The organism is Pseudomonas sp. Pse1 (assembly GCF_024519635.1).
In the GTDB taxonomy this organism is placed as follows: domain Bacteria; phylum Pseudomonadota; class Gammaproteobacteria; order Pseudomonadales; family Pseudomonadaceae; genus Aquipseudomonas.
Genome location: NZ_JALJRO010000018.1, coordinates 47,612 through 71,537 on the forward strand (window position 1 = coordinate 47,612; position 23,926 = coordinate 71,537).

Consider the following 23,926-nt stretch of genomic DNA (forward strand, 5'->3'; position numbering starts at 1 on the left):
CGCAAGTCCTCTTAAAACGTGGTCTTGATGGAGAAGGCCAGGTAGTCCCGGTCTTTCAGCGCTTGCTTGAAATTGAACTGGCTGACGCCGTTGAGGTTGGTGTCCTCAGGGCCGTAGTAGTGGGTGTAAGTGAGGCCGGCGGTGACCCGGTCGAGGTAGGTGGCGGTGATGCCGATGTTCATGTCGCCGCCGCGATCGGCGCCGAAGGTGCTAACCACCGCCGACTTGCCCAGGGGGAAGTAGCTGAGGCCGACCGGCAGACTGATGTCGACGCCGGAGAAAAACTGCCGGTAGGTCGGGGTGTAGACCACCTTGAAACCGAGGCCGTCATCGGTGGCGCCGGGGTCCAGTGCCTCACGGTTTTTGGTGACGCTGAGCAGGCGGTTCCAGGCGATTTCGCCGACCAGGCCGGACTCCCTGGCGATGAAGTTGGGACCGAACGACGCCAGCACGTTGAGGTTGACGTGGGCGGTGCGGCCGACGGCGTACAGCGGGTGATCGTCGTTGTCGGCTTCGACCCCGGGCAGCACGGTCTGGCCGTTGGACACCAGCGGCATGTTCCAGCGCATCGAGGCTTCACCGGCGAAGCTGTACTCCTCGACCGTGGTGGAAAAGCTGGCGCCGAAGGCTCGGATGTCTTCCGGATAGACCCAGTAATACTCGCCGATCTGCCCGGTGCTGAAGTTCGGCGCACCGGTAGAGGGTCGCAGGTACAGTTTGGGCGTCTTGTCGTGGTACTGGATCGCGTACAGGCCGTACTCCACCGTCTCGGCGTTGTACTTCAACTGCAGGCCGCCCTGCCCCGAGCTGCGCGCTTCCTTGTCGTTGCCGTGGAAGAACGCCGCCGGGCTGCCTGGATTGCCGCCGAGGAATGCCGGGAATGGCGCGCCGACGATCAGCCGTTCGTTGCCTTCGCCAATGGTGTCGCTGGTGGAGAAGTAGCTGCCGGCACCCGGCAGGCGGGTCTGCTCCCATTCGAGCTGGTAGTAGGCGCCAAGTGACACGTCGTCAGTGAGCTGGAAAGTACCCGAGAGTTGATTGACTGGGCGGGTGATTTCCTTGAACTGGGTGTTGGGCACCGACTGCGCCTTGACCACGTCCACCGGGCTCATGCCACCGGCAATGCCGTTGGCACCGAAGAACAGGCTTTCGCCCCAGACCAGTCCGTGGCGACCAGCGCGGAACGAGGTGGCGTGCTCGGCCAGTTCGCCGTTCCAGTAGACGAAGGCATCCAGCAATTCGCCGTCGCCGCCATGCAGGTGACGGGTGTCGTCGGTGAACTGGTCGTAACCCACCGAGCGGGCGTTGGCCCGCGCCGGATTGTCGTTGTCGTTATCGTCCTGATAGACGGTGTCGTACCAGGCGGCGCCACTGAGGCGCGCGCCGACGTTTTTAAACGACATGTCCAGCTCGGAGAGGATGTCGGTACGGTTGGAGATCAGGCCTTTTTCGAAAGCCCGATCGCCGTCGTCCTGGTTCAGCGCCACCTGCCCTTCAGTCAGTTTGTGGCTGGGATTCTGGGTGCGCCAGGCCGCGCTGTACTTAACCGTGTTATCCCAGCGCAGCTTGAAATCCGGATTGCCGGTGTCGACCTGGAAGGCCTGTGCGGCCTGGCTGCACAGCACCAGGGCGGCGGCCAGACTGAAAGCAAAGGGTGCAGACGTGCAGACCGGGCGGCGCGCAAGCGTCGCAGTCGGGGAACTAACCATCGCGTTAACCTCTTGTTTTTATAGTGGTAACTGCTGTGGGTGGAGGGCTGTGCCGAATCAGATCGGCTCCGCCGTCCGGGCGAGCATCTGCTTGACCAGGCCGATGCGGTCGAACTCGCGGTCGTGTTGCATTTCCTTGTCGCCGGCGAGGATCGAGCTTTCGCTGATGTACTTGCAGCGCTCGAAACGCCGCGCCATAAAGCGCTGCAGCTGCTGCTCGACGTCGCCGCCGGCGGTCAGCTCTTCGCTGAGGACGATGGCGTCTTCGATGGCCATGCCGGCGCCCTGGCCGAGGTGCGGGGTGGTGGCGTGGGCGGCGTCACCGATCAGCAGCACCCGCCCGCGGTACCAGGGCTCGTTGACGAACACCACTTCCATCGGCTTGTAGACCACCTGGCTGCTGTCGCTGATTTGCTCGCGCAATTCGCCGATCAGGCCGCTGAAGCCCTGCAGGCGCTGGCGCATCTGCTCGGCCAGGGTGGCTGGGTCCATCCATGGGTTGGTCGGTTCGTGGGAGGTCAGGAACAGGTACATCAGGTCACCGGCCAAGGGCACCAGACCGGCATTGCCTTCGGCGCTCTGGTAGTTGGCCAGGTGATCGATCTGCGGCGCACGCGGGAAGTTGTAGCGCCACACCGATTGGCCGGTGAAGCGCGGCTTGTAGGTGTCGCCAAAGATCAGGCCGCGAACTTTCGAGAACAGGCCATCGGCGCCGACCACCAGGTCGTACTCCGCGCGGCTGCCATCGGTGAACAGGACGTCGACCTTGTCGCCACGTTCGTCGAGGGTTTCAACGCTAAGACCCAGACGCACCTGGGCGCCGAGTTGCAGGGTGGTTTCGCAGAGCACGTTGTGCAGTGCCAGGCGTGAGATGCCAACGTTGGCCGGGTACTCCGGGCCTGCCAGGCGCTGCCCCGGGATGCGCGCCAGTTGTTGGCCGGCCGGGCCGTAGATGGCGACGTCTTCGAAGGCGTAGGCGGCGTCGAGATAGCCGTCGAGCACGCCGAGCTTGGCCATCTCGCGGACCACGTTGCTCTGCTGGATGATGCCGACGCCGTACACCGTCCACTCCGACTTAAGCTCGACCAGATCGACCTCAATGCCCTTGCGCCGCAAGGCGATGGCCGCACACAGGCCGCCAATGCCACCGCCGACAATCAGAACTTTGCTCACTGCATTCATGGGGTTCTCACTTTTTATTCTTGTGGTTCGCTGCAGCGTCGGGCACTGCGTCGTTGGGTCCAGCTTCCCGGCAAAGCAGGGATTTGACTAATCGCGAGTAGGGATGTGATGTATCTGCAAACGCGATACCTCAAACGGCGGCGGATTTGTCTCCACGACCGGCATCCGCACCACCAGCCAGCCCTCCTCCACCCGCCACGGCAACGCCTCCAGTTGTTGCCCGAGACAAGGGCCGTAGACGCATTCCCCGGTCCCCGGCAGGAACTGCGCACCGTGGGCGTAACAGACGATCAACTGGCCGTCTGCGGATAAAAACCGGTCCTTGCGGTACTCCAGGCGCACGTCCAGATGGGGGCAGCTGTTGCGGTAAATCCTTGGCTGTCCTTGGTGAATCAGGGCAAAGACACTGTCCTTGCCGCGCTGCAACGGATCGAATCCGCGGGCCTGGCCTTCGTGCAAATCGTCCAGCAGGCACAGTGGAAAATCGGCATGACTCATAATTAACCTCCACACACATACCCTGTAGGAACGAGCCTGCTCGCGATGGTCGTCAACGATGACGCGTTCAATCTGGAGGAGCGCGGTGCCCTCAGGCTCATCGCGAGCAGGCTCGCTCCTACAGGGGGTGGGTGGTGGCTGATCGCAAAACCCGTGGTCACACCCCCTTCGGCGGCGGCCCACCCGGTGCCCATTTGGCTTTCGAATTGAACAGGAACAGCTGCGAGTTATCCGCCGACAGCGGCGCGCGACGGGCCTCCCAGGCGTCGTCATGCTTGTCCATGTCGGCGTCGTATTCGATGTGGCAACCCAACGGGCTGTTGAAGTACCAGAACCAGTTGGAGCCAAACAGGTGACGGCCCGGGCCCCAGAAACTGGTCCAGCCTTTCTGCTCGAAGCGGGTGCCGGCCAGCAGCACTTCGGTGCCGCTGCCCATGTGGAAGGTGAAGTGTTCGCAGCCTTTCATGTGCGGTGGGGTCTGGATCATGAACAGGCAATGGTGATCGTCCGAGCCTGCCGGGCGCATGAACGGGCCGGCGCCGACAAAGGTGTCGGTGGTGCGGAAACCCAGGCGTTCGGCATAGAAGGCTTCGGCCTTGGCCGCGTCGGGCACGAAATACACCACATGGGACAAGGTGCGCGGTAGCGCCTGCATGTCGAGGGTGATCCCGGGCTGGTTCAGCGGCCTTTGCGGCGCGTGGCCGGCGGCGTTGCTCAGGTCGTCCGGGGCGCTGTACGGCCGGCGCACAGTGACCTGGAAGGCAATGGCAAAACCCATGTCGTCGACACTGTGCAGCACGCCGTTGTCGCGGCTGACCTGGCGATCGCGGGCCAGTTCGTCTTCGATGGCGTCGAGGTCGGCGGCGCTGGCAACGCCGTACACCGTCTCGCGAATCGATGGGCCTGGGCCGATGGCCGCTGGCAAGCTCGGGTCATCCGCCCGGCGAATGATCACGGCCGTGCCGTCCAGTGCTTCAAAGCGCCCGCCGTTGCTGTCGACGTCGACCGGCGCCAGGCCATAGTCGCTCAGGCAAGTGCTACAGGCTTGGACGTCATCGACGCCAAAGATCAGGGCATCAAGACCAATGATGTTCATGGCTACCACTCCGTTGAAATTATTATCCGCAGACGGCGGCCGAACGCTCGAATCGGGCGTTGGGCGGCGCATGGAATCCGCGGGTGGTGTCGGCCACAGGTCCGACTGCGGCGAAGATTGACGTGGCGCAGGGCAGCTGACTAATCGCGAGTGGGGATGTGACCTATCGGCAAACGCGATACTTGCAGGCGGGGTTGACGGCACAATGAAATCACCGGAATGTATCGCGAAAATAAATACAAAAGCGGACATGCCTGATGCGTTTCAACCACCTGGACCTCAATCTGCTGGTGGCACTCGATGTCCTGCTCGAAGAGCAGAACATCACCCGTGCCGCCGAACGCCTGCACATGACCCAATCGGCCACCAGCGGCGTGCTCGGTCGGCTGCGCAACTACTTCGAAGACGAATTGCTGGTGCAGGTGGGGCGCAAGATGCAGCCCACGCCCTATGCGCAGGAGCTGGCCAAGCCGATCCGCGAAGTGCTGCTGACGATTCAGTCGTCAATCACCGCCAAGCCGGTGTTCGACCCCACCACCAGCAAACGCCACTTCCGCCTGGTGACCTCGGATTACCTGATCAGCGTGCTGTTCGCCCAGGTGATCCAGAAGATCCACCAGGAAGCGCCGAACATCACCTTCGAAATGCTCGGCCCCGGCGACAACTCCGGCGAGCTGCTGGTGCGCGGCGAGGTGGACCTGATGATCGTGCCCGAGCGCTACATCATCGACGGCCACCCGCACCAGTTGCTGTTCGAGGAAGAACACGTGTGCGTGGTGTGGAACGGCAATACCCTGGTCGGCGACAGCCTGAGCCTGGAGCAGTACATGGACATGGGCCATGTCTCGGTCGGATTTGGCCGTACCCGGCACCTGAGCATCGAGGAGTGGTTCATGAATCAGTACGGCTTCAATCGCCGTATCGAGGTGATCACCAATGACTTCAATACCTTGCCGCAACTGGTGGTCGGCACCCAGCGCATTGCTACCATGCACCAGCGTTTGGCGCGGCTGTACGCCGAGCATTTGCCGCTGCGCATCCTCAATCCGCCGGTGAAAATCCCGGTGATGCGCGAGTGCATGCTCTGGCACCGCAGTGTCGACGGCGACCCGATGCACCGCTGGCTGCGCGAGCGCATCAGCGAGTTTGTCCAGCACCTGGAACAGGCTCCTATCGCCGCCGGTGATACCTCGCATCCCGAGTCACGATTGGTCAACTAGCCGGGGCGTCCTTAACGTGCCTTGAGAACGCCAAGGCAACCATAAGGACAACAACATCATGTTCCGCTACTTCCCAACCAATTACGTGTGGAATCTCTCCGTCAACCTGGCCATTGAAATGGGCGCGCGCATGGGCGAAATCGAAGAGATGTGCGCACCGCTGCAGGAAGCCGCCCTGCAACCCGATGCCGCGGGCACCAAGGCCTTTCGCGAGACTTGGGCGAAGATGGCCGACAAACTCTGCGGCCTGGCCGAGGAAGACGAAGGCCAGGGCCGTTTGCTCTCTGCCGGTGAAAAATACAACCGCGCCGCCACCTATTACCTCACCTGCGAGCGCCTGCAAGCCCATGGCGCGCCGGGCCGCAGCGAGCTGTACCAGCGTTTTCTGCAGACCTTCAAGCGTGGCATCGAGTTGTCGCGGGAGAACTGCGAGCGCGTTGAAATCCCATACGAGGGCAAACACATTTCCGGCTTGTTGGTGCGCGCCGAAGGCGTGAACGGCCCGGCGCCGATCCTGGTCCAGGTCAACGGCCTGGATTCCACCAAGGAAATGAAATACCGCGTCGGCCTGCCGGCCTGGTTGGCCAAGCGCGGCGTGTCGTCGCTGATCATCGACCAGCCCGGCACCGGTGAAGCGCTGCGCCTGCACAACCTGATCGCCCGCTACGACAGCGAGCACTGGGCCAGCCGCGTGGTCGACTGGCTGGAAACCCGCAGCGACGTAGATGCCAAACGCATCGGCCTGGAAGGTGTATCGCTGGGCGGCTACTACTGCCCGCGCGCGGTGGCCTTCGAACCGCGCTTTGCCTGCGGCGTGGTCTGGGGCGCCAACCATGACTGGCGCGACGTGCAGAAGCGCCGCCTGGAAAAAGAAGGCAGCTTCCCGGTGCCGCACTACTGGGCGCACGTGCAATGGGTGTGGGGCGCCAAGGACATGGAAGCATTCATGGCGATCGCCGAGAACGTCCACCTCGACGGCGTGCTGGACCGGATCAAGGTGCCGTTCCTGGTCACCCACGGCGAAAAGGATTCGCAGATCCCGTTGAAATGGGCGCAGCGTACCTACGAGCAACTGGTCAACAGCCCCAAGCGCGAACTGAAAATCTTCACCGAACGCGAGGGCGGCGTGCAGCATTCGAGCTTTGACAACAGCATCAATGCCGGGCAGTACATTGCGGATTGGGTAGCGGAGAATCTGGGTGGTCACACCGCCTGACCGCCCTTTGTAGGAGCGAGCCTGCTCGCGATGAGGCCAGCAGCCAAACCGCATCAACTTCATCGCCAGCAGGCTGGCTCCTACAGATTCTGTGCAAGCTCCACAGAATCTGTGATCAGCAGCAAACCTGGGAGATCACTCCTACCAATGATGGGTCACATCGCCCGCGTCCCCTGAAACGAACTGATCTGCCAGCCCGCCTCCCCCAACGTCCACACCTGCGTGGCAAAGCCATCCCCGCGAATCGACTGCTCGCCGCCGCGTTTGCGCAGGGTATTGCATTGGCTGCCGGTCATCACCGCCAGGCGCTCGCCATAGAACCGAATCAGCAACTCGCCCCGCTCGATCTCCAGATACTCGACAGCACTTTTCGCGTACTCCAGGTACTGCGCCTTGTCTTGCACCAACCCGGTAGTGTGCACATACACCAGGTCATCGGCGAACAGCTCGGCGACCCGTGGATGGTCTTCTTCGATCAGCGCCCGACGGCGCTCCTGTTCAAGGGCCAGGAGTTGGTTTTTCAGCGTTTCGGTGGTCATGTCAGGGGTTCTCTGCGTGGATTGAGCGCGCACCATAGTCGGCAGCTCCGATCGACAAAAAATCGCCGATCACGATGCCAGCCATCGTCACTCGCGATACCCGCCCCGCAACATCGCCAAGGCCCACGGTGCCTGACCCACAGCCACTATCGACCCCATCAATACCCAAGCATTGACGCAAGTTGCTGGTGCCCTCCCCTTCCGCGCCCTAGCCTCGCCCGGCATAACCAAAAACAACGTGAGAACGCCATGAACGCCCTGCACCTGAAATGCCAGACCCTGTTCGACGGGACGGGCCTGCACACCCGCCAACAGCAAACCCTGGTGGTGGAAAACGGCCTGCTGAGCTACGTCGGCCCCACCGCCATGGCCCCGCAGCCACAAGCGGGCGACCGCGTGGTGGATGCCGGCGACAACTTCGTCATGCCGGGCCTGGTGGACGTGCACACCCACCTGGCGTTCGGCAACGCCCAGAGCGAGGAAGACATCGATATCTGGACCAGCGACGAATTCCGTGCGCTGCGCGGGATGTTCTTCGCCCAACACGTGCTGGCTGCCGGCGTGACCAGCATGGTCTGCCCCGGCGACAGCGGCCAACTCAGCATTGCCGTGCGCAATGCGGTCGCGGCTGGCCTGTTCGAAGGCCCGCGGATTGCCGCCAGCAGCCGGGTGATCACCAATCGCCAGAGCCTCAACGACTGGTTCCCCAGCCGCGTCGGCGCCCCGGAATATTTCACCGCCCGCCTGGTCACCAGCCGCAGCGAAGCCCTGGCGGAAATCCGCAAGCAGGCCAAGGATGGCGTGGACCTGATCAAGATCGCCATGGATGGCACCCACCGCCGGCCCAATGGCGAAATCATCGCCGCATTCACCGCCGACGAAACCCGCGAGATGGTCGAAGAGGCCCATCGCCTCGGCTGCAAGGTGGCGACCCACGCCTACGGCCGCGAGGCGGTGATGTACGCCGCCCGCGCCGGGGTCGACCTGGTGTTCCACGCCTTCTATATGGACGACGCCTGCATCGAAGCCTTGCTCGAAGCCGGCAGCATCCTGGCGCCGACCATGACCTTCCCGCAGAACACCGTGGACTTCTGCCAGGCCCACGACCCGGCGATCAGCACCGGTTATGCCGGCTATTGCGCACGCACCCTGGAAGTCGGTTCAGCGGTGCTCAAGCGCGCCAAGGCCGCCGGCGTGCCTTTCGCCTGTGGCAGCGACAGCGGCTTTGCCGTGACCCCCTATGGCGAATGGCACGCCCGGGAACTGGAACTGCTGGTCAGCCGCCTCGGCTTCACCCCCGCCGAAGCCCTGTATGCCGCGACCGCCGTCGGCGCGCGCTGCATGCCCCGTGGCGAGACCCTCGGTTCGCTGGAAGTGGGCAAGCAGGCCGATTTCCTGCTGCTCGACGGCTCGCCGCTGCAGGATATCCGCATCCTCCAGGACCGCTCGCGCCTCAAGGCGGTGTACAAGGCCGGCCAGCCGGTGCGCCTGGAACGCAGCCCCTACAACCCCAAGCAGGTGTCGGATTTCAACTCGCTGAAATGGACCGACCTGTACACCCGCGACCGCGTCGCCCAACTGGGCAAGTGGGCAATATGAGGAAGGACAGCATGCGCACTCTGGATTTACACACCGCCGTCGAGATCGCCAGCAGCGCGATCCGCATCGCCCGGGACATCGGGGTCAAACCCTTGGCCGCCGTGGTACTGGATGCCGCCGCTCATCCACTGGCAATGTTGCGCGATGAACAGGCGAGCTTCCTGCGTCCGCAGATCGCCAACGGCAAAGCCCGTGGCTGCCTGGGCATGGGCTTTGGCGGGCGTGAGCTGGCCAGGCGGGCGCAGGCGATGCCGGCGTTTTTCGACGCGATCAACAGCCTGACCGCCGGCGAAGTGATTCCGGTGGCCGGCGGGGTGCTGATCCGCAATGCCGAGGGCATGATAGTTGGTGCCATCGGCATCAGCGGCGACACCTCGGACAACGACGAACGCTGCGCGGTGCAGGCCATCGAGCTGGCCGGGCTGGTGGCTGATACCGGCGATCAGTCGTCGGGTTGATCGAGCAACGCGGCCTGCTCCAGCAACAGGCCGCGAAACCACATCAGCGCCGGATCGCGCTCTTGATACGGATGCCATTGCAACACCTGCACGGCCTGCGGAAACGCCAACGGTGCGGGATGAATGCGCAGCCCATAGCGCTGGGCAAACCCCTCAGCCTGACGCCGGAACAGGGTGGCGATGCGCGCCGTACCGACGACGAATTCCGGCATCAGCGCAAAGCTTTCCAACGCCACTGCCACCCGCCGATCAATACCCAGCTCCTGCAAATGCAAGGCATCCATCGCCAGGTTGCGGCCGTCGGCGAACTCGCGGACCACATGTTCGGCGGCGCAGAAGTCCGCCAGGCTCAAGCCCTCGGCATACTGCGGCGCCTGCGCGCAGACCATGCAGCACAGCACGTCACTGATCAGCGGCACCTGGGGGTAGGCCGGGTTCAAACGACGTTGGGGCACGATCACACAATCGCTGCGCCGATAGTCGAGGGCTTCACTGACCACATCGCCGTCACGCGGCACCGGCAGATCGCGCAGACTCAAACGCACTCCCGGCGCCACCCGTGCGAGCTCGCGACTGATCGCCGGCAACAGCACCCCGGCCACATAGTCGGAGGCCACCAGGGTGAATTGCCGCGTGCAATTGACCGGGTCGAAATCCAGCGGCGCATCGACAATTTCACGGGTCAGCGCCAAGGCTTGCTGGACCTTGGGCGCCAACGCCAGGCCCATCGCCGTCGGCTCAAGACGCCGACCCACCTGCACCAGCAACGGATCATTGAAATGCTCGCGCAAACGCCCGAGCGCCGAACTGGTCGCTGACTGCCCCAGGCACAAACGCTCGGCAGCGCGGCTGACGCTGCATTCGCTGAGCAAGGCGTCCAGGGCTACCAGCAGGTTCAGGTCAAGACGTCGGTAACGCATGGTGCGGCGGGCCTTTATTCGTCGAAGGCGCTAGGGTGACGTGGGGCGAAGGGGGCCGACCAATCGTGTGTCGGGATGGCAGGTAGTGGGGATTGTGATACCTGGAGCTGCGCCCGCTGCGGCCGACTGGAAAACGCTGTGGGCGCTGGCTTGCCAGCGATGGCCGCCACTCGATAAGCCTGGCACACCGCACGCGGCTATCAGCCCCGCCCCCAAATGATGCACACTCCCTCTTCGCCCCATCGCCCCTTCGCCCGGAGCCACCAATGGACCTCGCCACCCTGACCCTGTTCCTCCCCGCCTGCTTCGCCCTGAACATGGCACCTGGCCCAAACAATCTGTTGTCGGTCAGCAATGCCACGCGCTACGGCTATCGCACCGCGTGCCTGGCCGGCGGTGGTCGGTTGCTCGCATTCGCCGCGATGATCGCCCTCGCCTCCGCCGGCCTGGCGGTGGTGTTGCAGACCTCGGAGTGGCTGTTCTACGGGATCAAGATCGCTGGCGCCGCTTACCTGCTGTACCTGGCCTGGCAGCTGTGGACCGCCGACGTGCAGGTCGAGGCCCAGACCAAGCGCAGCGAGGTTGGCTTGCTCGGGTTGGCGCGCCAAGAGTTTCTGGTGGCGGCGGGGAATCCAAAAGCCATCCTGATCTTCACTGCCTTCCTGCCGCAGTTCGTCGATCCAAGCCAGGCGGTCGCGCCGCAATTCGCCGTGCTTGGCGCATTGTTCCTGGCCCTGGAGTGGATCGCCATCGCGGCCTACGCCTACATGGGCCTGCACATGCGCCGCTGGTTCAGCCAGCCACGGGGCAAGCGCCTTTTCAATCGCTGCTGCGCCGGCCTGCTGTCGGCGGCGGCCAGTGTGTTGTTGCTGGCGCGTCGGGCCTGAGTTGTCGTCATGAATGAACAGTTCGCCGAGCGTGTGCTCGGTCCGCTGCTTTTATTGCAGGGTCTTTATACCCGCTGGGTCACGCCCCGACTGCCGGAGGCGAGCGGTGAACGCCAGGGTCAGGCCGGCAGCGGCTCGCCCTTGCGACTGCTGATTGGCGGCGACTCGGCAGCCGCCGGGGTTGGCGCACAGACCCAGGATGAAGCGCTCTGCGGTCGGCTGGTGGCGCAGTTGGCGGGCGACTATCAAGTCGACTGGATGCTGTGGGCGCAATCGGGCCTGAATTCCCTGGCGCTGTTGACGCTGCTGGAGGCACAAGACGCGCAACCTTTCGATGTGGCGCTGCTGTCGATTGGCGTCAACGACGTCACCAGTCGGATCCGTCTGGAGCCATGGCTGATGCTGCAAGAACGCCTGCTGCAGCTGTTGCGTGACAAGTTCGGCGTGAACCAGATTATCGTCTCGCCGCTGCCACCGATGCATCTGTTCCCGGCCTTGCCGCGTCCGCTGCGAGGTTACCTGGGCAGCCGCAGCAGACGCTTCAACCAGCATCTGGCGACGCTGGTGGAGCAGACCGCCGGCTGCACCTTGCTCGACATCAACCTGTCGCCAACGGCCGGGCAAATGGCGCGCGACGGGTTCCATCCCGGCCCGATGATCTACAGCCAATGGGCCGAACGAGCTGCCCGGACGATCATCCAATCCTCGCCGATCGAATTTGAACGCAAGACGGCGGGTGCGACGCAGCGCGCAGACGACTAACCTGCCCAAGTCATCCCGACGTTCGCGAACCCCACCATGCCCTACTCCACCGCCAGCCAGTTCCTCGCCGCCCTCGATCCGGACTGGGCGCGCCATGTCGCGGCCATCGGCCCTTGCCTGCATGAGCCAAAACCCGCCCGCGAACCCTACGAGGCGCTGGTGCGGGCCATCGCCTACCAGCAACTGCACGCCCGTGCCGGCGATGCGATTGTCGCGCGCCTGTTGGCACTGTTTCCCGAGCAGGTATTCCCCAGCCCTGAGCAGTTGCTCGTCAGCGACATCAGCGTGCTGCGCGGTTGCGGTTTTTCCGCGAGCAAGATCGCCACCTTGCACGGCATCGCCGCCGCGACCCTCGACGGCACGGTGCCGGCCTACCGGGAAGCACAGGCCATGGACGATCAAATGCTGATCGAACGCCTGACCCGCTTGCGCGGTATCGGTCGCTGGACTGTGGAGATGTTGCTCATTTATACCCTCGAACGAGCGGACATCCTGCCCGCCGACGACTTTGGTGTGCGCGATGGCTATCGCCGCCTCAAAGGCCTGAGCGACACGCCGAAGCCACGGGCAATGAGCGAACTCGGCGCAGCCTGGAGCCCCCATCGCACGGCAGCCGCCTGGTACTTGTGGCGAGTGCCCAAGGGTTGAAAATCTATTGGCTGCTCGACGCCGACGGTCAACCCGTCGCCAGTGAACACCCCGGCCTGCTCGGCGGCCATCGACGCTCGAAAATCTACGGCCGCCTGGATTGCCCCGGCGCCCTGCGCGCCATTGCCCGTGGCGGCTATGTCAGGCATCGGGTGTTCTTTGCCGACGAGGACGGCGCAATCGCCGCCGGGTATCGGCCGTGTGCGGTGTGCCGGCGCGAGGCTTATGGGCGGTGGAAAAACGAATTGACCATTCGAGACTAATAAGTCCATTATGGACAAATAACCTCACTCAACTCCTCGAAAAAAACAACAGGGGCTCAGCCCCGGGGGTCTCCCATGAAAAAAGCGTTGTGGCTGGGCTGTGTACTGAGTCTTTGCACCCTGGGTGTGCAGGCCGAGGATAAAACCCTGCGCCTGGGCATTGAGGCCGGTTATCCGCCCTTCGCCTTCAAGAATGCCGACGGCAGCCTCGGCGGTTTCGACTACGAGATTGGCAACGCGTTGTGCGCACAGATGCAGGTGCGTTGCGTGTGGATCGAGCAGGAATTCGATGGGCTGATCCCGTCGCTGAAAGTGCGCAAGATCGACGCAGCGATTTCCTCGATGCTGATCACCGACGACCGCAAGCGCTCGGTGACCTTCACCGACAAGTACTACGCCACCCCGGCGCGCCTGGTGATGCGCGAGGGTGTTGCGGTCAGTGATGATCTGGGCGAACTCAAGGGCAAGCGCATCGGCGTGCAGCGTGGCACCACCCAGGATCGCTACGCCAGCGACAAGATCGAGCCGCTGGGGGCGCAAGTGGTGCGCTATGGCGCGCAGTCGGAAATCTACCTGGACATGGTCCCCAACCGCCTCGACGGCACCATCGCCAACGCCGCGCCGCTGGACGAAGGTTTCCTCAAGACCCCGCAGGGCAAGGGTTTTGCCTTTGTCGGCCCGGAGCTGCGCAACTCGCTGTACTTCGGCGAAGGTGCCGGGATTGCCGTGGCCAAGGGCAATGACGAACTGGCGCAACGCTTCAACCGCGCGATTGCCTCGGTTCGCGCCAATGGCACCTATGCCCAGGTGCAGGGCAAATACTTCAGCTACGACATCTACGGCAACTGAACCTGACCTGCTGGAGTCCACGCATGCACGCGATTGACACCCTGATCCGCAACGCCACCCTGATCGACGGCACCGGGGCGGCGCCGTTTCGCGGCGATGTCGCGCTGCATGAGGGGCGAATCCAGGCGCTTGGCGATTTGTCCGGGCTGCAGGCCCGGGTAGAGATCGATGCCGAAGGCAAGGTCCTCAGCCCCGGCTTTATCGACGTCCACACCCACGACGACCTGGCCCTGCTCACCAGCCCGGCGATGCTGCCGAAGATCTGCCAGGGCGTGACCACGGTGATCGTCGGCAACTGCGGCATCAGCGCCGCCGGCGTGCGCCTGCGCGGCGAGCCGCCGGATCCGATGAACCTGCTGGGCACCGCCGAGGATTTCCGTTACCCGAGTTTCGCCGCCTATGCCGAGGCCATCGAAGCGGTGCGGCCGGCGGTGAACGTGGCGGCGTTGGTCGGGCATACCGCCTTGCGCGCCAACCACATGGCGCATTTCGATCGCCCGGCCAGCGCTGAAGAACGCGCGGCCATGGCGGACGACCTGCACGCGGCGCTGCAGCAAGGTGCGCTGGGCCTGAGTACCGGCCTGGCCTACCGCAACGCGGCGCAGGCGCCGACCGCCGAGGTCGATGAGCTGGCCGCGACCCTGCAGGCCGTCGGCGGGATTTACGTCAGCCACATTCGCTCGGAAGACGACGGGATCGTCGAAGCCATCGACGAAGCCATCGGCATTGGGCGCGACGCCGGGGTGCCGGTGATCATCTCCCACCTCAAATGCGCCGGGCGGCAGAATTGGGGACGCAGCGCGGCGATCCTCGCTCGGCTCGATGCCGCACGCGAGCAACAGCCGCTGGGCTGTGACTGTTATCCCTATGCGGCGAGCTCGACCACCATCGATCCGGCGATTGTCGACGAGGGCTTCAAGATCCAGATCACCTGGTCCGCGGCCCATCCAGAGATGGCCGGGAAAACCCTCAAGGACATCGCCGACCTGTGGCAGGTGCCGCAGGTCGAAGCGGCGCGGCGCCTGGAGCCAGGGGGGGCGATTTATCACGAAATGGAGGAGCACGACGTGCAGCGCATCCTCGCCCACCCGCAGACCATGATCGGCTCCGACGGCCTGCCCAACGACCCGCGCCCGCACCCACGGCTGTGGGGGACTTTCCCCCGGGTCCTCGGCCACTACAGCCGCGACCAGGGCCTGTTCAGCCTGGAGCAAGCGGTGCACAAGATGACCGGCCTGCCCGCCGAACGTTTCGGCTTGCGCGAGCGTGGCGTGCTCAAGGTCGGCGCCTGGGCCGACCTGGTGCTGTTCGATGCCGGGCAAATCCGCGACTGCGCCACGTTCGATGCGCCGACCCAGCCGCCGCAAGGCATCGAGGCAGTGTGGGTCAATGGCGCGCTGTCATTCAGTCAGGGCGCCAGCACCGAGGCGCGCAACGGCCGGTTCATTCGCCGTTGAGCACCCTATGGCGGCGCGAGGCTCAGGCCTTGGCCGCCATCGCCGTCACTTCCACCCGCATGCCTTCGACCGCCAGGCTGGCCACGCCGACGGCGGCGCGCACGGGCCAAGGCTTGGCGAAGAAGCGTTTGTAGACTTCGTTGAAGGCGGCGCGATCGGCCATGTCGGTGAGGTAAATGGTCAGGTGCATAACCCGGTCCATCGAGCTGCCGGCGCGCTCCAGGGCCACTTTCAGTGCCTGCAGGGTGCATTCGCTTTGCAGGGTGATGTCGCCCAGTTCGAGGCTGCCGTCGGCGCGGGTCGGGATCTGGGTGGAGACCAGCACGCCGTTGAAGCCGGCGACGTCGGAGGAAATCGAATCGGCATCCGGATCGGGGGTGAAGGAGATGTCTTGGTTGGCCATCGGGGTCTCTGCGTTGAGAAGGAAAAAGGCCGGCCAGTCTACCGCGCCCCACCCCGCAGGCAAAAAAAAACGCCAGGCTGAAAGGCCTTGGCGTTTTTTGTCTGCTCTGTCTCGTTTTACCGGGAAGAGCAGGAAGAATATGGCAGGGGCGGCTGGATTCGAACCAACGCATGGCAGGATCAAAACCTGCTGCCTTACCGCTTGGCGACGCCCCTGTAGCACTTCGATCATTGGCCTTTGGCTGGCCTCTGTGCGAGTGGGCGGCAATTTACCAACATTTCTTGTGTCTGTGAACCCCCCGAGCAAACAAATTGTTTTGAAAACAGCTACTTATTCCCTTGAACCATGAATTGAGCGGTTTGCCAGCCCGCTAAAGCGCCCCGCCCGACTCAAGGTGTGACCTGATAGCCCTTGCCCTGCAGGCAACTGGTGTAGGCGCTGGAGCTGGCAGAACTACCGGCCTTGGCGTCCGCCCGACGCTCCTGGCGTTGCCGCGAGCCGCCGACCACGGCACCGGCAGCAGCGGTCTGCTTGGCGCGATCCTGGCGGTATTCCTGTTTGACGTCGTCATCGACGCGGTCGTACACCTCGTCTCGCTGATTACCCCGGACCTGCGCGCCCACCGCACCCGCCGCCGCGCCGACGGCCGCCCCACGCAGGCGACCACCGGAAGTACCGGTGGTCGAAGTGCCCTGGCTGGCGGCGATGCTGTGGCATTCGTTGATATCGAGTTGGACCTGCTGCGAGTTCTGGCCCTTCATCGGCACCACCGTTTCAGCCCATCCCTGGGTGGCGGCGACCGACAACGCGACGCACAGGCTAATGGACGACAACCTGTTCATGATGACCTCCGAGCGGTGATTGCATTGGGTCAATGCAGTGTAGATCACCTGTTCTGGAGGGTTGTGCCGGGGTGCAGTTCACAGCCCTGTGGGAGCTGGCTTGTCGAGACGCCGCATCGCAGCGATTCAAACACCTCGGTGTGCCAGACAAGCCGGCACATCCAACACCTGCAGCGCCTGATAAGCAGTCATCAGTCTGCCTGCACCGTCACCTGGCGTTGCTCACCCAACCCGGCGATGCCCAGGCGCATGGTCTGGCCGGGGCGCAGGTAGACCGGGTTGGGCTTGATGCCGAGGCCGACGCCCGGTGGGGTGCCGGTGGAGATGATGTCGCCGGGTTGCAGGCTCATGCAGCGGCTGAGGTAGGCGATCAGTTGCGGCACGTTGAAGATCAGCGTGCGAGTGTTGCCTTGCTGGTAGCGATGGCCGTCGACTTCCAGCCACAGGTCAAGGGCGTGAGGGTCGGCGATTTCGTCGCGGGTCACCAGCCACGGGCCAATCGGGCCGAAGGTGTCGAAGCCCTTGCCCTTGTCCCAGGTACCGCCGCGCTCCAGTTGCCACTGGCGCTCGGAGACGTCGTTGATCACGCAGTAGCCGGCCACGTGCTCCATGGCGTTGGCCTCATCGATGTTGCGCCCGGCCTTGCCGATCACTACACCCAACTCGACTTCCCAGTCGGTCTTGACCGACCCGCGCGGAATCTCAATGTCGTCGTTGGGGCCGCAGATGGCGCTGGTCCACTTGTTGAAGATGATCGGCTCCTTCGGCACTTCCATGTTCGACTCGGCGGCATGGTCGGCGTAGTTCAGGCCGATGCAGATGAACTTGCCGACCTGACCGACGCAGGCACCGATCCGTGGCTGGCCCGACACGAGAGGCAGGCTCTGCGGATCGATGGCCGCTAATCTGGCCAGGCTGTCGGCGCCCAGCGCCAGGCCGGCGATGTCCGGGACGTGTGCCGAGAGGTCGCGAATCTGCCCGTGGACATCCAGCAGTCCGGGTTTTTCCGCACCCTTTTCGCCATAACGCAATAATTTCATGGGATCTCCTGCTACTAGATAAAGAGGCTTCAGATACTCATGCCGCCATCGATGACGTGCACGCCACCGGTGGTGTAGGCCGAGGCATCGCTGCCCAAGTACAAAGCCAGTTGGGCGATTTCTTCGGCGCTGCCGATGCGGCCCATGGGCTGACGTGCGAGAAACTGTTGGTACACCTGCTCCTCGGCGACGCCCTGCTGTGCCGCCTGTTCGGCGATGCGCTGGCGCAGCGACGGTGACTCGACGGTGCCCGGGCAAATCGCGTTGCAGCGAATGCCCTGGCCGATGAAGTCGGCGGCGACCGCCTTGGTCAGGCCGACCACCGCCGCCTTGCTCGCGGCGTAGGCAAAGCGATTGGGCACACCCTTGACGCTGGAGACCACCGACGACATGTTAATGATCGAGCCGCCGCCACGTTCCAGCATGCCTGGCAGCACCGCACGAATCAGCCGGTACATGGCCGTGACATTGATCTCCATGGAGCGCGCCCAGGCCGCTTCGTCGCAGTCGAGGATATTGCCACTGTGCACATAGCCGGCACAGTTGAACAGCACATCGAGGCCGCCAATTCGCTGGCAGGTTGCGTTGATCGCCTCGGGCGACGTCACGTCGAGGGTGATCGCCTCGACCCCGGCGATACCTTGCAGCCCCGTCACATCAATGTCGCTGGCGAATACCTGCGCGCCCGCCTCGGCAAAGGCGATGGCGCTCGCCCGGCCGATGCCCTGCCCGGCTGCCGTCACCAGCACCCGCTTGTTGTGCATGTTCATTGTTTCTCCATTTTTGTGCTTTTCGCCGCCTTGCCGAGCATGCCGGCAGGAATCGCCAGGATCAGCCCGCCGCTGACGAACAGGCACAGAGCGAGGACGTAGGTGCCGTTGTTGATATTGCCGGTGAGGTTCTCGGCGACGGCGGTGATCATCGAACCGGTGAAGCCCGACAGGTTGCCGATGGCGTTGATCATGCCGATCCCGGCTGCGGCGGCCACACCCGAGAGCAAGGTGCCCGGCAGGGTCCAGAAGATTGGCATGAGGCTGAGGATCCCCGAGGCCGCGACGCTGAGGAACAGCACCGAGAGCACCAGATTGTCAGCGAAGAACGCGCTGAGGATCAGCCCCAGGCCGCCGATGAACGCCGGGATCGCCGCATGCAGACGACGCTCGCCGGTGCGGTTGGAATGCCGCGCATTCAGCAGCATTACCACGGTCGCCACGCCGTAGGGAATCGCGGTCAGCAGGCCGATGTGCAGGCTGTTGGTGATGCCGGTGCTCTTGATGATCGACGGCATCCAGAACGCCAGGCCGTAGAAACCGGTGTTGAAGGTCAGCAGGATCAGCACCAGCAGCCATACGCGCGGGTTGAAGAACACTTCGCTCAGGCGCGACACCTTGCCCTGGTTGTCGGTCTGCAGATTGGCCTTGAGCAAGGCTTTTTCCGCGGCGTTGAGCCACTTGGCCTTATCGATGTTGTCGCACAGGCAGACGATGATCACGAAGGCCATGATGATCGACGGAATGCCCTCGATGATCAGCATCCACTGCCAACCGGACAGGCCGTGCACGCCCTGCATGCTGGTCATCAGCCAGCCGGAGAGGATGCCGCCGAGGGTCAGGCTGATCGGCATGGCCATCAGGAACCCGGACATCACGCGACTTTGGCGGTGGGTCGGGAACCAGTAGTTGAGGTAGAGGATGACGCCTGGGAAGAACCCGGCTTCACAGATCCCCAGCAGGAAGCGCAGCACGTAAAACATGGTGCTTGATTCGATACCGAAGAACGCGGCCAGTGGCACGGTGTAGGCCACCGCCATGGAAATCACTGCCCAGCTGAGCATGATCCGGGCGATCCAGAAGCGCGCGCCGAAGCGATGCAGCAACAGGTTGCTCGGCACTTCGAACAGGAAGTAGCCCCAGAAGAACATGCTGGCGCCGAGGGCATAAACGGTGTTGCTGAATTGCAGTTCGGCCAGCATGTCGAGCTTGGCGAAGCCGATGTTGACGCGGTCCAGGTAGGCCGCCATGTAGCACAGCAACAGGACTGGCAGGATGCGCCAGATGACCTTGCGGTAAGTGCGGTCCTCGAAATCGAGTTCGCTGGCGTGCGCCTGAGCGGGCAGATGCTCGGATACGGTTTGCATGTAGGTAACCCCTGGGCATGTGGACATGCCTGATTGTTTTTATCGAATGGGTCACGCCGGGCGGGTATCGCACCCGGCGTTGAAGTGCCGTCGGACTAGAGTGCCTGGGTGGTTTTTTCTCCGTTGACCAGGCGCATCAGCCCCAGTGGATTGCGGTTTTGCAGGGCCTCGGGGAGCAAGGCGTCGGGGAAATTCTGGTAGCACACCGGGCGCAGGAAGCGGTCGATGGCCAGGGTGCCCACCGAAGTGCCACGGGCATCCGAGGTGGCCGGCCAGGGGCCGCCGTGGACCATGGCATCACAGACTTCGACACCGGTCGGGTAGCCATTGACCAGCACGCGACCGACCTTTTGCTCGAGCAGCGCCACCAGATCGCCGGCCTGTGCCAGTTCGTCCGGCTCACCCAGCAGGGTCGCGGTCAACTGACCGCGCAGGCCTTGCAGGGCCGCCAGCAGTTGCGCGCGGTCAGCCACTTCGACGACTACGGTGGCCGGACCGAAGACTTCTTCCTGAAGCAGTTCGTCGCCGCTGAGCAGCAGCTCGACATCGCCCTGGAACAGTTGCGCATGGGCCTGATTGCCCTGCTCCGGCTGCCCGGCCAGATGAGTGATCTGTGGATGCTCGAGCAAGCCCTGGCAACCCTGCACATAGCTGCGCAGGCCGCCGGCATTGAGCATGGTCTGCCCCGGTTGCTCGGCGATCAGCCCGCCGAGGGACTGCAGGAACGAGCTGAATTCAGGCGAACGAATGCCGATCACCAGCCCGGGATTGGTGCAGAACTGGCCCGCGCCCATCACCACCGAGGCTGCCAGTTCGCTGGCGATACGCTCGCCGCGTACCTGCAGCGCCTGGGGCAACACCAACACCGGGTTGATGCTGCTCATCTCGGCAAACACCGGAATCGGTTGAGGACGGGCGGCGGCCATGTCGCACAGTGCCCGGCCGCCCTTGAGCGAGCCGGTAAAACCGACGGCCTGGATCAGCGGGTGCTTGACCAGCGCTTCACCGACCCCGGCGCCGAAGATCATGTTGAACACACCGGCGGGCATGCCGGTCTTTTCGGCGGCGCGAATGATCGCCTCGGCCACTTGCTCGGCGGTCGCCATGTGGCCGCTGTGGGCCTTGAACACCACCGGGCAACCGGCGGCCAGCGCGGCGGTGGTGTCACCGCCAGCGGTGGAAAAAGCCAGGGGGAAGTTGCTCGCACCGAACACTGCCACCGGGCCAACGCCCAGGCGGCACTGGCGCAGGTCGACCCGCGGCAAGGGCTGGCGTTGCGGCAAAGCGAGGTCGATGCGGGCGCCGAGGAAATCGCCACGGCGCAGGGTCTGGGCGAACAGGCGCATCTGGCCGCTGGTTCGCGCCCGCTCACCTTTAATGCGCATTGTCGGCAAGGCGGTTTCGCGGCAGACCAGGGCGACGAAGGTGTCGTCAAGGGCGTCCAGCTCATCGGCAATGGCGTCGAGGAATTCAGCGCGACGCGTGGCTGGCAGGTTTCGGTAGACGGAGTAGGCCTGATGGGCCGCCTGGGCGGCGCCATTCACTTCTTCTGCGGTGGCCTGAATAAAGCCGGTGGGCAATGACTGCCCGGTAGTCGCATCAACGCTGTGCAGGACCACGGAGCCAGCCGCGCTGCGGGCGCCGCCGATGAAGTTGTGACCAGACAGTTCGGGCATGACAGTCTCCTGACCCAGAGTGAAATCTGGTCGGTACTCTACTGCCGCGAATCGATTCATTCCCAATGGCATTTTTGGATTAAGTGATAACGGTTGGTTATCGAATTTTGCCTGAATTGGCGCAGTACCTGTAGGAGCGAGCCTGCTCGCGATGGCGGCGTCAGATCCAATATGAATGTGGGCTGATATACCGCCTTCGCGAGCAGGCTCGCTCCTACAGGGGACTGTCGAGTTACTCCCCTATCACCCAACCGCATTCCCCGCCAACCGCGCGTTTTCCTTGAGAATCTCGGCAAACTCCAGCGCCGCTCCCACCAACGGCTCACCCTTGCGCGTCAGGATCCCGTAATCCTGGGGCGCCAGGTGCAGGGGCGTGTCGAGGGTTTTCAGCTGGCCGCTTTCCAGCAGCGAGTCGACCATCGCATCGGGCAGCATGCCGATCATCGGGCCACGACGCAGCACCTGGAGGAAGGTCTGCATGGAAATGGTGTCGACGGTGTTTTTCGGCATCGCCACCCCGGCTTCGGCAAACGCCCGCTCCATGCGCGCTCGAATCGGCGTGCCCACCGGGTAGAGAATCCACGGCAGGTCCACCAGTTGCTGCAACGAGGTCGGCCCCGCCTCCGCCAGCGGATGCTGACTGTTGACCACGATGCAGAACGGCTCCGGGGCCAGCGGCTGGAAGTCGTAGCGCTGCTGCTGGCCCTGCTCGGTGAAGCGCGCCACGGCGAGGTCGAGTTTTTTCTCTTCGAGCATTTCCATCAGGTGGTTGCTGGTCTGCTCCACCACCTCGATCGACAACAGCGGCCAGCGCTGCTTGATCTGCAGGATCGCCTCGGGCAAGGCAATGGCGGTGGCGGCGAAGATCCCGCCGACCTTGAGATGGCCATGCCCGCCTTCGCGCAGGCTGCCGATCTGCTCGACGAACGAGCGCGCATCGTTCAAGGCAATCTGCGCGTAACGCAACACGTGCTCGCCCAGCGCCGTCGGCGGCATGCTGCGTGGCTGGCGTTCGAACAGGGCGAAGCCCAGCAAGCTTTCGATTTCCTTGAGCATCTTGCTGATTGCCGGCTGGCTGAGGTTCATCTGCTGCGCCGCCAGGTGCATGTTGCGCGTGCGCCCCAGGGTGTCGATCAGTAGCAGGTGCCTGAATTTGAGCCAGCCGCAGAAGCTGGAGAAGGACAGTTCCGACATGGGGGTTCCTCGGCGAACAATAACCATACGTTATCGATTACTGAAAAGATCTCATTGGAGTTTATCGACTGCCAGTCATAGCGTGAAGCCTTCACCCACCAGGAAGTTTCGCCATGTCGCTACTGCTCACCCCCGAAAACACCCTGCCGATCGACGGCGTATCCGGCACCCTGATTGGTCGCGCCTGGGTGCCAGGGGCGATTGCCGGGCCGTCGCTGATCGTGCTGCGCGGCGATGGTGTGTTCGACCTCTCAGCGCATTTCCCGACCCTCAGCGACCTGCTGGAAACCGAAGAACCCGTGGCGGCCGTGCGCCGAAGCCCGGGTACGTTCATCGGCAGCGTCGAGGCGTTGCTGGCCAACACCGGCCCCCATGCCGACCCGAACCAGGCCCACCTGCTGCCGCCGCTGGACCTGCAAGTGATCAAGGCCGCCGGGGTGACCTTCGCCGCGAGCATGATCGAGCGAGTAATCGAGGAACAGGCCGGTGGCGACGCAGCCAAGGCTGAAGAAGTTCGCGAGATCGTCCAGGGGGTGATCGGCGACAATCTGCGCTCGATCGTCCCGGGTTCAACCCAGGCTCTGCAGTTGAAAGCACTGCTGATCGAACAGGGCATGTGGTCGCAATACCTGGAAGTCGGCATCGGCCCGGACGCCGAGATCTTCACCAAGTCTCCGCTGCTGGCCGCCGTCGGCACGGGTAGCCAGATCGGCGTTCACCCCGGCTCGCAATGGAACAACCCCGAGCCGGAAGTGGTGCTGGCGGTCAACAGCCGTGGGCAGATCCACGGCGCGACCCTGGGCAACGACGTCAACTTGCGTGACGTCGAAGGCCGCAGCGCGCTGTTGCTGGGCAAGGCCAAGGACAACAACGCCTCCTGCGCCATCGGCCCGTTTATTCGCCTGTTCGACGAGCAGTTCAGCCTCGACGATGTGCGGGCCTGTGTGGTCGATCTGCAGGTCGAGGGCGAGGACGGTTATCGCTTGCACGGCTCCAGTTCGATGAACCAGATCAGCCGCGATCCGGCGGACCTGGCCGGGCAGACGCTCAACGCCAACCATCAATATCCCGACGGCTTCCTGCTGTTTCTCGGTACCCTGTTCGCCCCGACCGAGGATCGTGATCACGTCGGCAGCGGCTTTACCCATAAGCTCGGCGACCAGGTACGCATCAGCAGCCCGTTGCTCGGCAGCCTGCACAACCGCGTGACTCATAGCAGCACCGCAGCACCCTGGACCTTTGGCGTCAGCGCGCTGATGCGCAACCTGGCAGCCCGCGGCCTGCTTGCCCGATAACGTCCAGACAGCTTGTCGATTCGCCCATTACAAGAG

Annotated in this window: 24 protein-coding genes and 1 tRNA gene; 11 read left to right on the forward strand and 14 right to left on the reverse strand. The window is 63.7% G+C overall.

Annotated features, from left to right (window positions below; genetic code table 11):
• Positions 1-11: 11 nt before the first annotated feature.
• The 4 genes from NR126_RS22295 to NR126_RS22310 all read right to left on the reverse strand — a co-directional run bounded on the left by NR126_RS22295 (position 12) and on the right by NR126_RS22310 (position 4,485).
• Positions 12-1,709: a DUF1302 domain-containing protein gene (locus NR126_RS22295; protein WP_027620273.1), complete on the reverse strand. Its 1,698-nt coding sequence runs from the start codon at positions 1,707-1,709 to the stop codon at positions 12-14.
• Positions 1,710-1,766: 57 nt separating this feature from the next.
• Complete coding sequence (locus NR126_RS22300; protein WP_105755575.1) at positions 1,767-2,891, reverse strand: FAD-dependent oxidoreductase; 1,125 nt, start codon at positions 2,889-2,891, stop codon at positions 1,767-1,769.
• Positions 2,892-2,978: 87 nt separating this feature from the next.
• Entirely contained in the window at positions 2,979-3,389 is a 411-nt protein-coding gene (locus NR126_RS22305; RefSeq protein WP_105755574.1) for a Rieske 2Fe-2S domain-containing protein, read from the reverse strand.
• Positions 3,390-3,546: 157 nt separating this feature from the next.
• Positions 3,547-4,485 (reverse strand): VOC family protein, encoded by a 939-nt coding sequence (locus tag NR126_RS22310; protein WP_256831520.1) that lies wholly within the window; start codon positions 4,483-4,485, stop codon positions 3,547-3,549.
• 257 nt (positions 4,486-4,742) lie between these two features.
• Between NR126_RS22310 and NR126_RS22315 the strand changes: the two genes are divergently transcribed.
• Positions 4,743-5,705, forward strand: coding sequence for a LysR family transcriptional regulator (locus NR126_RS22315; protein ID WP_027620277.1), 963 nt, complete (start codon positions 4,743-4,745; stop codon positions 5,703-5,705).
• A gap of 58 nt (positions 5,706-5,763) precedes the next feature.
• Positions 5,764-6,921, forward strand: a complete 1,158-nt coding sequence (locus NR126_RS22320) for a S9 family peptidase (RefSeq protein WP_105755573.1) — start codon at positions 5,764-5,766, stop codon at positions 6,919-6,921.
• Between the two features lie 155 nt (positions 6,922-7,076).
• On the opposite strand, the gene NR126_RS22325 is transcribed toward NR126_RS22320, so the two are convergent.
• On the reverse strand, positions 7,077-7,460 hold the full coding sequence (locus tag NR126_RS22325) for a nuclear transport factor 2 family protein (RefSeq protein ID WP_027620279.1): 384 nt from the start codon (positions 7,458-7,460) through the stop codon (positions 7,077-7,079).
• A gap of 249 nt (positions 7,461-7,709) precedes the next feature.
• Here NR126_RS22325 and NR126_RS22330 point away from each other — a divergent pair, with 249 nt between their 5' ends.
• On the forward strand, positions 7,710-9,059 hold the full coding sequence (locus tag NR126_RS22330) for an amidohydrolase family protein (protein WP_105755572.1): 1,350 nt from the start codon (positions 7,710-7,712) through the stop codon (positions 9,057-9,059).
• An 11-nt stretch (positions 9,060-9,070) separates the two neighbouring features.
• Positions 9,071-9,517: a heme-binding protein gene (locus NR126_RS22335; protein ID WP_105755571.1), complete on the forward strand. Its 447-nt coding sequence runs from the start codon at positions 9,071-9,073 to the stop codon at positions 9,515-9,517.
• On the opposite strand, the gene NR126_RS22340 is transcribed toward NR126_RS22335, so the two are convergent.
• Positions 9,502-10,437 carry a LysR family transcriptional regulator gene (locus NR126_RS22340; protein ID WP_256831521.1) on the reverse strand — a complete coding sequence of 312 codons (936 nt, stop codon included), beginning with the start codon at positions 10,435-10,437 and terminating at the stop codon, positions 9,502-9,504. The two genes, NR126_RS22335 and NR126_RS22340, sit on opposite strands and share 16 nt — an antisense overlap.
• Before the next feature lie 266 nt (positions 10,438-10,703).
• On the opposite strand from NR126_RS22340, the gene NR126_RS22345 reads away from it, so the two are divergent.
• The 6 genes from NR126_RS22345 (at position 10,704) to NR126_RS22370 (ending at position 15,303) form a co-directional block, all read left to right on the forward strand.
• Complete coding sequence (locus NR126_RS22345) at positions 10,704-11,324, forward strand: LysE family translocator (RefSeq protein ID WP_256831523.1); 621 nt, start codon at positions 10,704-10,706, stop codon at positions 11,322-11,324.
• 9 nt (positions 11,325-11,333) lie between these two features.
• Positions 11,334-12,086, forward strand: a complete 753-nt coding sequence (locus NR126_RS22350) for an SGNH/GDSL hydrolase family protein (protein ID WP_256831526.1) — start codon at positions 11,334-11,336, stop codon at positions 12,084-12,086.
• A 36-nt stretch (positions 12,087-12,122) separates the two neighbouring features.
• Positions 12,123-12,734, forward strand: a complete 612-nt coding sequence (locus tag NR126_RS22355) for a DNA-3-methyladenine glycosylase (protein ID WP_256831529.1) — start codon at positions 12,123-12,125, stop codon at positions 12,732-12,734.
• On the forward strand, positions 12,731-12,997 hold the full coding sequence (locus NR126_RS22360) for an Ada metal-binding domain-containing protein (protein ID WP_256831530.1): 267 nt from the start codon (positions 12,731-12,733) through the stop codon (positions 12,995-12,997). Before NR126_RS22355 ends, NR126_RS22360 begins: the two co-directional genes overlap by 4 nt.
• A gap of 75 nt (positions 12,998-13,072) precedes the next feature.
• A complete protein-coding gene (locus NR126_RS22365) occupies positions 13,073-13,846 on the forward strand; it encodes an ABC transporter substrate-binding protein (protein WP_256831531.1) in 774 nt (257 codons plus the stop codon).
• Between the two features lie 23 nt (positions 13,847-13,869).
• On the forward strand, positions 13,870-15,303 hold the full coding sequence (locus tag NR126_RS22370) for an amidohydrolase family protein (RefSeq protein WP_256831532.1): 1,434 nt from the start codon (positions 13,870-13,872) through the stop codon (positions 15,301-15,303).
• A gap of 22 nt (positions 15,304-15,325) precedes the next feature.
• Here NR126_RS22370 and NR126_RS22375 read toward each other — a convergent pair whose 3' ends face one another.
• The 8 genes from NR126_RS22375 to NR126_RS22410 all read right to left on the reverse strand — a co-directional run bounded on the left by NR126_RS22375 (position 15,326) and on the right by NR126_RS22410 (position 22,595).
• Positions 15,326-15,706 carry a RidA family protein gene (locus tag NR126_RS22375; RefSeq protein WP_256831533.1) on the reverse strand — a complete coding sequence of 127 codons (381 nt, stop codon included), beginning with the start codon at positions 15,704-15,706 and terminating at the stop codon, positions 15,326-15,328.
• 140 nt (positions 15,707-15,846) lie between these two features.
• A tRNA-Gln gene (locus NR126_RS22380) sits at positions 15,847-15,921 on the reverse strand.
• Positions 15,922-16,095: 174 nt separating this feature from the next.
• The gene (locus tag NR126_RS22385) at positions 16,096-16,548 is read right to left on the reverse strand and encodes a YMGG-like glycine zipper-containing protein (RefSeq protein ID WP_027620290.1); all 453 of its coding nucleotides are present in this window, start codon (positions 16,546-16,548) and stop codon (positions 16,096-16,098) included.
• Between the two features lie 191 nt (positions 16,549-16,739).
• A complete protein-coding gene (locus NR126_RS22390) occupies positions 16,740-17,588 on the reverse strand; it encodes an ureidoglycolate lyase (RefSeq protein WP_256831536.1) in 849 nt (282 codons plus the stop codon).
• A gap of 29 nt (positions 17,589-17,617) precedes the next feature.
• Positions 17,618-18,358 (reverse strand): SDR family oxidoreductase, encoded by a 741-nt coding sequence (locus tag NR126_RS22395; RefSeq protein ID WP_256831539.1) that lies wholly within the window; start codon positions 18,356-18,358, stop codon positions 17,618-17,620.
• Entirely contained in the window at positions 18,355-19,725 is a 1,371-nt protein-coding gene (locus tag NR126_RS22400; RefSeq protein WP_027620293.1) for an MFS transporter, read from the reverse strand. Before NR126_RS22400 ends, NR126_RS22395 begins: the two co-directional genes overlap by 4 nt.
• A 95-nt stretch (positions 19,726-19,820) precedes the next feature.
• Positions 19,821-21,401 carry an aldehyde dehydrogenase (NADP(+)) gene (locus tag NR126_RS22405; protein WP_256831541.1) on the reverse strand — a complete coding sequence of 527 codons (1,581 nt, stop codon included), beginning with the start codon at positions 21,399-21,401 and terminating at the stop codon, positions 19,821-19,823.
• Positions 21,402-21,644: 243 nt separating this feature from the next.
• Positions 21,645-22,595, reverse strand: coding sequence for a LysR family transcriptional regulator (locus NR126_RS22410; protein ID WP_105755561.1), 951 nt, complete (start codon positions 22,593-22,595; stop codon positions 21,645-21,647).
• Positions 22,596-22,708: 113 nt separating this feature from the next.
• Between NR126_RS22410 and NR126_RS22415 the strand changes: the two genes are divergently transcribed.
• Entirely contained in the window at positions 22,709-23,890 is a 1,182-nt protein-coding gene (locus NR126_RS22415; RefSeq protein WP_256831542.1) for a fumarylacetoacetate hydrolase family protein, read from the forward strand.
• Positions 23,891-23,926: the final 36 nt, after the last annotated feature.

Coding starts and splice junctions, on each gene's coding strand:
- NR126_RS22295 (WP_027620273.1), bottom strand. CDS start 1,709: ATGGTTAGTTCCCCGACTGCGACGCTTGCGCGCCGCCCGGTCTGCACG.
- NR126_RS22300 (WP_105755575.1), bottom strand. CDS start 2,891: ATGAATGCAGTGAGCAAAGTTCTGATTGTCGGCGGTGGCATTGGCGGC.
- NR126_RS22305 (WP_105755574.1), bottom strand. CDS start 3,389: ATGAGTCATGCCGATTTTCCACTGTGCCTGCTGGACGATTTGCACGAA.
- NR126_RS22310 (WP_256831520.1), bottom strand. CDS start 4,485: ATGAACATCATTGGTCTTGATGCCCTGATCTTTGGCGTCGATGACGTC.
- NR126_RS22315 (WP_027620277.1), top strand. CDS start 4,743: ATGCGTTTCAACCACCTGGACCTCAATCTGCTGGTGGCACTCGATGTC.
- NR126_RS22320 (WP_105755573.1), top strand. CDS start 5,764: ATGTTCCGCTACTTCCCAACCAATTACGTGTGGAATCTCTCCGTCAAC.
- NR126_RS22325 (WP_027620279.1), bottom strand. CDS start 7,460: ATGACCACCGAAACGCTGAAAAACCAACTCCTGGCCCTTGAACAGGAG.
- NR126_RS22330 (WP_105755572.1), top strand. CDS start 7,710: ATGAACGCCCTGCACCTGAAATGCCAGACCCTGTTCGACGGGACGGGC.
- NR126_RS22335 (WP_105755571.1), top strand. CDS start 9,071: ATGCGCACTCTGGATTTACACACCGCCGTCGAGATCGCCAGCAGCGCG.
- NR126_RS22340 (WP_256831521.1), bottom strand. CDS start 10,437: ATGCGTTACCGACGTCTTGACCTGAACCTGCTGGTAGCCCTGGACGCC.
- NR126_RS22345 (WP_256831523.1), top strand. CDS start 10,704: ATGGACCTCGCCACCCTGACCCTGTTCCTCCCCGCCTGCTTCGCCCTG.
- NR126_RS22350 (WP_256831526.1), top strand. CDS start 11,334: ATGAATGAACAGTTCGCCGAGCGTGTGCTCGGTCCGCTGCTTTTATTG.
- NR126_RS22355 (WP_256831529.1), top strand. CDS start 12,123: ATGCCCTACTCCACCGCCAGCCAGTTCCTCGCCGCCCTCGATCCGGAC.
- NR126_RS22365 (WP_256831531.1), top strand. CDS start 13,073: ATGAAAAAAGCGTTGTGGCTGGGCTGTGTACTGAGTCTTTGCACCCTG.
- NR126_RS22370 (WP_256831532.1), top strand. CDS start 13,870: ATGCACGCGATTGACACCCTGATCCGCAACGCCACCCTGATCGACGGC.
- NR126_RS22375 (WP_256831533.1), bottom strand. CDS start 15,706: ATGGCCAACCAAGACATCTCCTTCACCCCCGATCCGGATGCCGATTCG.
- NR126_RS22385 (WP_027620290.1), bottom strand. CDS start 16,548: ATGAACAGGTTGTCGTCCATTAGCCTGTGCGTCGCGTTGTCGGTCGCC.
- NR126_RS22390 (WP_256831536.1), bottom strand. CDS start 17,588: ATGAAATTATTGCGTTATGGCGAAAAGGGTGCGGAAAAACCCGGACTG.
- NR126_RS22395 (WP_256831539.1), bottom strand. CDS start 18,358: ATGAACATGCACAACAAGCGGGTGCTGGTGACGGCAGCCGGGCAGGGC.
- NR126_RS22400 (WP_027620293.1), bottom strand. CDS start 19,725: ATGCAAACCGTATCCGAGCATCTGCCCGCTCAGGCGCACGCCAGCGAA.
- NR126_RS22405 (WP_256831541.1), bottom strand. CDS start 21,401: ATGCCCGAACTGTCTGGTCACAACTTCATCGGCGGCGCCCGCAGCGCG.
- NR126_RS22410 (WP_105755561.1), bottom strand. CDS start 22,595: ATGTCGGAACTGTCCTTCTCCAGCTTCTGCGGCTGGCTCAAATTCAGG.
- NR126_RS22415 (WP_256831542.1), top strand. CDS start 22,709: ATGTCGCTACTGCTCACCCCCGAAAACACCCTGCCGATCGACGGCGTA.